Below are 4666 nucleotides of genomic sequence, written 5' to 3'. Positions count from 1 at the left end.
CCCCGGCGGCGATGCCACTCTCGGGCTCGTGGGCCGGCGCCCGGGCGTCCGCGCCCCGCTGCCGCTGGCCGCCGCTGAGACTGCCGGGCAGCCGGTCCGCGTGCGTGCGGGACAGCCCGACCGCGTCGAGATAATGATGCGCGCGCTCCCGCGCCTGCGCCTTGGTCGCGCCGTTCGCCAGCAGCGGGAACGCCACGTTGTCCAGCACGGACATTTGCGGATCGAGCGACGAGTACGGATTTTGAAACACCATCTGCATCTTGGTGCGGGCCTGCTTCATCGCCTTGCCTTTTAGCGAGAGCACGTTCGTGCCCTCGTAGTTGACTTCGCCGCGATCCGGCTCGATGAGCCGCATGAGCAGCCGTGCGAGCGTGGGTTTGCCGCAGGCGGACTCGCCCACGCTGCCGAGCGTCCCCTGCTTGGGCAGCGTGAACGAGACGCCGTCGACGGCGGAGACGCCGCCCTTGCGCCGACCCAGCATGTCGCGGATGGGAAACGTTTTGCCGATGCCGTTGACCTCCAGGATGTCGGCCCGGCCGAAGGCGTTCTGAAGCGTCGTCCGAAGCGCCGTTACGGCGTTCGCTTGTTGGATCGCCATGGCGGATGCCTCCTATCGTTTGAGTTCGAGCGCGTCGCTCAAGGCGTCGGACACCAGGTTTAGCGACAGCGAGGTCAGGAAGATGAACGCGCCGGGCACGATGGTGACGGCCGGATTGATGAAAATGAGCTGCTTGAGGTTGTTGAGCATGAAGCCCCATTCAGGCGTCGGCGGCGACACGCCCAGGCCGAGGGAGCTGAGGCCGGAGGCGACCATGAGGCACACGCCGATGAGTGAGGTGGCGAAGACGAATACTTTGGCGAAAATGTTGCGCAAAATGTGCGCCCGGATGATCAGCAGCGCGCTCGCGCCGCTGGAGCGGGCCGCCTCGATGAACTCCTCCTTGCGCACCTCCTTCACCGCGCTCTCCGCAATGCGGGCGATCGGCGGGATGAAGACGACGGTCGCCGAGATGATGATGTTCGTGATGCCCGGCCCGAGCGCGGCCGAGATGCCGATCGCGAGCAGGATGGCGGGAAACGAAAACACGATGTCCAGCGCCCGCATAATGATCGTGTTGGTCCACCCGCCGAAGTAGCCGGCGGCGATGCCCAGGCCGCCGCCGAGAATGCTGGCGAGCAGCACGGGCAGCACGCCGGACAGCAAGCTCAGGCGGCCGCCGTACAGGACGCGGGACAGGATGTCGCGGCCCTGTTCGTCCGTGCCGAGGAGATGGCCCGGCGCGCCGAGCTTCTGCAGGCGGTCGGTGACCTCGCCGGCGCTCGGGTCGTAGGGCGCGACCCAGGGCGCGAGCAGGCAGGCGAGGACGATGACGAGCAGGACGATCAGCGCGGCCAGCGCGATCTTGCGCCTCGCAAAGGCGGCGAAGACGACGGCGGCCCGGGAGGGCTCGCGGCTCGCTGCGGATGCTGCAAGGTCCTTAGGGTCCGCGGCCGCGGTGGCTTGAAGCGACATGGGCGCTCCTCCTTTGGGAAGATGATGTGGGGGTGGCGTTAAGCCTGCCGCACCCGGGGATCCATCGCCGCATGCACGGCGTCGACGATGAGGTTCAACAGGACGAAGGCGACGGCGATGAACAGGACGCCGGCCTGCACGACGGGGAAGTCCCGCTGCCCGATCGCCTGATAGATGACCTGCCCGACGCCCGGCCAGGAGAATACCGTCTCCACGAGCACCGAGCTCGCGAGCAGCGCGCCGAACTGGAGACCGGTCACGTTCAGAATCGTCGGCATGCCGCCGCGCAGCACGTGGCGCAGGATGGTGAACGGCCGGACGCCTTTGGCCTTCAGCGCGAAGATGTAGTCCTGCTGCAGCACGCCCGATACGGTCGAACGGACCATACGGGTCAGCACCCCGACGCTGGCAAGCGCCGTGGCGGCCGCCGGTAGGATCAGGTGGTTGATCGTATCCCCGAATCCGCCGCCGCCGACCTTGGACATGCCCGAGGAGGGCAGCCAGCCGAGCGTGACGGAGAAGACGCCGATCAGGATGAGCGCGGCCCAGAAGTTCGGCAGGCCGATGCTCGCGAGGCTCAGCCCGTTGAACAGCGAGGCGAGCTTCGACTTCGGTCGGTACGCACTGTAGACGCCGACGATGAGCGCGACGATAAAGGAAGCCAGCGCGGCGGCGGCCGTCAGCAGCAGCGTGTTCTTGAAGGCGGGCAGCAGCATATCGGTGACCGGCAGGCGGCGTGCGACCGAGTCGCCGAGGTCGCCCTGCACGACATTGCCGAGCCAGTACACGTACTGGACGGCCATCGGCTTGTCGAGTCCGAGCTGCGCCCGCACGAGCGCACGCTCCGACTCGGAGGCGTCCGGCGGCATGATCGCGTTGACCGGGTCTCCCGGCACGATCTTCAGCATCAGAAATACGACGATCGATACGCCGAGCAGCGTCGGAATCATGAGCAGGATTCGTTTCCAGACGAATGAGGCCATAGATGCAGCTCCTTCCGTGAGCTTCCGTTAAGTTGTTGGCGTTGCCCGGCTTATTCGATCGAGATCGTCGTCAGGTCCGCGAACCAGGACTCCGGCTGCACGAAGCCCTTCACCTTGGGCGCCAGCGCGCGGAGATTGAGGTCGTGTACGACGTAGATCCAAGGCGCGTCGTCGGCCAAAATTTTGGACGCCTGCTTCAGGTATTCGTCCTGCTTCGTCTTGTCGAACTCGGCCATGGCCTTGTCGAGCAGCGCGTCGTAGTCGGGGTTCGAGTAGCCGCCGATGTTGATGCCGTTCGGGAAAATGGCCGATGTCGCGAAGAAGGTGGAGTAGAAGGAAGGCGAGATCGTCGGCAGCGAGATGTTGTAGGCGCCCACTTCCTTGTCCTTCGGGAAGCCTTGGATGTAAGAGGTCAGCAGCGACTGCCATTCGATCGATTCGATCTTCACGTCGATGCCGACAGCTTTGAGGTTTTTCTGCACGTACTCGTTCATCTGAATTGGCCACATGTTGCCCGAGCCGCTCGTCGGCACGATAAACGTTGTTTGAAAACCGTTCGGATAACCCGCTTCGGCAAGCAGCTGCTTCGCTTTCTCAGGATCGTAGCTGTAGGGCTCGGCCGCGTCGTTGTACCAGGCGTGGCCTTCGTACATCGGCTGGGTCGCCGGCTTCGCTGCGCCGCCGAGCAGCGCGGTGCTCATACCTTCGCGGTCGATCGCGTAGTTGGCGGCCTGGCGTACGCGAACGTCTTTCCAGGGACCGTCCTGTACGTTCAACACATAAGGCCAGATATGCGGATAGGGGTTGGTCAGGATTTGATAGCCGGCCGACTTCAGCAGCTCGATCGACTCGGTCGGCGGCACCTCGGCCCAATCTACTTCGCCGGACTGGATGGCCGCGAGACGCGCGGACGGGTCGCTGATCGGGCGCAGGACGATCTTGTCGAGTTTCGGCGCGCCGCCCCAGTAGCTTTCGTTTTTGGCGAGCACCATCTCCTGGCCCTGCTTCATGCTCACGAACTTGAACGGTCCGGTGCCGACCGGCTGGGAGGCGAAATTTTTGCCGCTGGCCTTGATCGCGTCCGGGCTGCCGATCAGGATATTCGTCAGATCGTACGGGAGGAAGCTGTAGGGAACGGTTGTCTTGATCGTGATCGTATTGTCGTCGACCTTGGCATACGAAGCGACGTAGCGCAAGCCGCTGGCGCTGTTGCCCGCGAGCTGGGCATCGTAGAATTCGCTGTCCTTGTTGTGGATCCTGTCGAGGGCGAAGATAACGGCGTCGGCGTTAAAAGGCTTGCCGTCGGTGAAGGTGACGCCTTGGCGTAGGTGGAACGTCCACATCGTGCTGTCGCTGTCCGACGTCTCCCACGATTCGGCGAGCCCCGGCTTCAGCGCCGCAGGCGCGTCGCTCTTGGACAAATCCCAGTTGACCAGCGCGTCGTAAATCTGGAAGCCGACGAAGCGGAAGCCCTCGTACCCTTCGGTCGGATACGTATCAGGCACCGGCAGATTCGCGGCGGACATCCCGATGATGAGCGTCTGCTCCTTGGCGGAGCCACCGCTGCCGCTGGATGCGGCGCCTCCGGATGCGGCATTGTCGTTGTCTCCGCAGGCAGCGAGCAGGAGCAGAATGGCGGCGGTCATTGCGGCGAATAGCGGCTTCCACAGCTTGCGGGTCAGAACTTTCGGCTTGCGCATGGTTCTCATCTTACCCCTCCGGTTGGCGATGTTCGCCTCTTTTTATCTGATTATTCTGTCTATTTAGATTGGAAAATGAAATCGGAAATGGGACTGCATCTTGCTAAGATGCCGACTGCCCTGCTCCAACTTTACATTACTGCGCGATCGGCTGCGCGCCTTGCAGCAGGTGACAGGCGGCGCCATGCGATTCGCCGTATGTCGTGAACGACGGCTGCGAAGCCCGACAGGCGTCCTGCGAATGCGAGCAGCGGTCGGCGAACGCGCAGCCTTCCGGCATCGCCGTGATGAGCGGCGGCTGGCCCGGGATCGCCGGCAGCTTGCCGCGCTGGCCCCGCTTCGGCGTCGCTTCGATCAGCCCGACCGTATACGGATGCGACGGCGCGGACAGAATCTGGCGCGCCCGGCCGTATTCGACGATCTTGCCCGCGTACATGTCCGCGATGTCGTCCGCCATCTCCGCCGCGACG

General features: G+C 64.1%; 5 protein-coding genes. All 5 read right to left on the bottom strand.

The genetic code is table 11. From position 1 onward, the window contains the following. A partial coding sequence (locus tag KVT38_RS33075) for an ATP-binding cassette domain-containing protein (RefSeq protein ID WP_217597997.1) occupies positions 1-598 on the bottom strand: 598 nt, incomplete at its 3' end. A gap of 12 nt (positions 599-610) precedes the next feature. Beyond that, entirely contained in the window at positions 611-1513 is a 903-nt protein-coding gene (locus KVT38_RS33070) for an ABC transporter permease (RefSeq protein WP_217597996.1), read from the bottom strand. A gap of 38 nt (positions 1514-1551) precedes the next feature. After that, a complete protein-coding gene (locus tag KVT38_RS33065) occupies positions 1552-2496 on the bottom strand; it encodes an ABC transporter permease (protein ID WP_217597995.1) in 945 nt (314 codons plus the stop codon). Positions 2497-2546: 50 nt separating this feature from the next. Further along, the gene (locus tag KVT38_RS33060; protein ID WP_217597994.1) at positions 2547-4205 is read right to left on the bottom strand and encodes an ABC transporter substrate-binding protein; all 1659 of its coding nucleotides are present in this window, start codon (positions 4203-4205) and stop codon (positions 2547-2549) included. Between the two features lie 127 nt (positions 4206-4332). Next, on the bottom strand, positions 4333-4666 hold a 334-nt coding region (locus KVT38_RS33055), incomplete at its 5' end, for an oligopeptide/dipeptide ABC transporter ATP-binding protein (protein WP_368859197.1).

The sequence above is a fragment of the Cohnella sp. GbtcB17 genome, from assembly GCF_019091135.1.
GTDB lineage: Bacteria > Bacillota > Bacilli > Paenibacillales > Paenibacillaceae > Cohnella.
Note: the sequence above shows the minus strand (reverse complement) of the source record. Positions and strands in the feature narration are given on the sequence as shown.